The 1,306-nt window shown below is 76.6% G+C and carries 1 protein-coding gene and 2 pseudogenes; 2 read left to right on the top strand and 1 reads right to left on the bottom strand.

Translation table 11 applies throughout. From position 1 onward, the window contains the following. Both RH94_RS33105 and RH94_RS45290 read left to right on the top strand, forming a co-directional pair. Nucleotides 1-443: pseudogene (locus RH94_RS33105) on the top strand (TetR/AcrR family transcriptional regulator); the annotation flags it as partial. A 1-nt stretch (nucleotide 444) separates the two neighbouring features. Next, nucleotides 445-598 (top strand): annotated as a pseudogene (locus RH94_RS45290) (TetR/AcrR family transcriptional regulator); the annotation flags it as partial. On the opposite strand, the gene RH94_RS45285 reads toward RH94_RS45290, so the two are convergent. Next, the coding region (locus RH94_RS45285) for a glycosyltransferase (RefSeq protein WP_234426202.1) at nucleotides 592-1,306 on the bottom strand (715 nt) is incomplete at its 5' end. The pseudogene RH94_RS45290 and the gene RH94_RS45285 overlap by 7 nt on opposite strands.

Below are 1,306 nucleotides of genomic sequence, written 5' to 3'. Positions count from 1 at the left end.
GGCGCCGCCGGTTCCTCGAGGCGGCACTGCGGCTGTTCGGCGACACCCCCGGCTACCGCGCGACGACCGTCGCCGCGCTCAGCGAGGCCGCCGGACTGTCGACCCGGCAGTTCTACGAGGAGTTCCGCACCCTGGAGGACGTCCTCGCCGCCCTCCACCTCCAGGTCAACGACTGGGCCGAACAGGCCGTCCTGGACGCCCTCGCCGAGGCCGGAGGGCTGCCGCTCGCCGAACGCGTCGCCGCCCTCTTCCGCGCCTACGCCGCCAACGTCACCGCGGACCCGCGCCGGATCCGCATCACCTTCGTCGAGATCATCGGCGTCAGCCCACGCCTGGAGGAACAGCGCCTCGAGCGCCGCTCCCGCTGGGTCGACCTCATCTGTGCCGAGGCCGAGGCCGCCGCCGCGCGCGGCGAGGCCGCGCCCCGCGACTACCGGCTCGCCNCGCCGCGACGGCCTTCATCGGCAGCGTCAACGGCCTCCTGCACGACTGGAGCGCCGGCTGGGTCGAGGCGACCCTGGACGAGACGGTCGACGAACTGGTCCGCCAGCTGCTGGCGATCCTGCGGCCACCGGCCTGGACGGAGGACGGCTACTGACCGGCGAGCCGGTCGACCGCGTCCAGCACCGGCGCGACCCCGTCCTCCTCGCGGATCCGGACGCCCAGGGCTCGCGCCCGCTCCCGGTGGAGGGAGTCCCGGGTGGCCCGGACGAGGGCCGCGGCGAGGGCGTCCGTGGTGAGCCCGCGCAGCGGCACGGCGCACGGCGCCACGCCGAGGCCGACGAGGCGCTCGGCCCAGAAGCCCTCGTCGAACTGGACGGGCACCGGCACCGCGGGGACGCCGGCGCGCAGCCCGGCCGCGGTCGTGCCTGCCCCGGCGTGGTGCACCACGGCGGCCATCCGCGGGAACAGCGCGGAGTGCGGGACCTCGCCGATGGTCAGCATGTCCTCGCCGGCCGCCCCCAGCCCGGCCCAGCCGCGCTGGATCACCCCGCGCAGCCCGGCCCGGCGCAGCGCGCGCACGATCGTGTCACTGAGCCGGCCGGGATCGGGCACGGTGGCGCTGCCGAGGCCGACGAAGACCGGGGGAGGACCCGCGTCCAGGAAGTCCCGTACGTCGACGGGGAGGCGGGTGAAGCGGTCGTACGGCCACCAGTACCCGCACACCTCGAGTCCGGGCCGCCAGTCGTGCGGCCTGGGCACGACCAGCTGGCTGAAGCCGTGGTGCACCGGCCGGCGCTGTCCCCGGCGGATGCGCCGCCCGGTGCCCGCACGGGCGGGCGACAGCCCCAGCCGGGCGCGTACG

This window comes from Streptomyces kebangsaanensis (genome assembly GCF_001906585.1).
GTDB lineage: Bacteria > Actinomycetota > Actinomycetes > Streptomycetales > Streptomycetaceae > Streptomyces > Streptomyces kebangsaanensis.
Note: the sequence above shows the minus strand (reverse complement) of the source record. Positions and strands in the feature narration are given on the sequence as shown.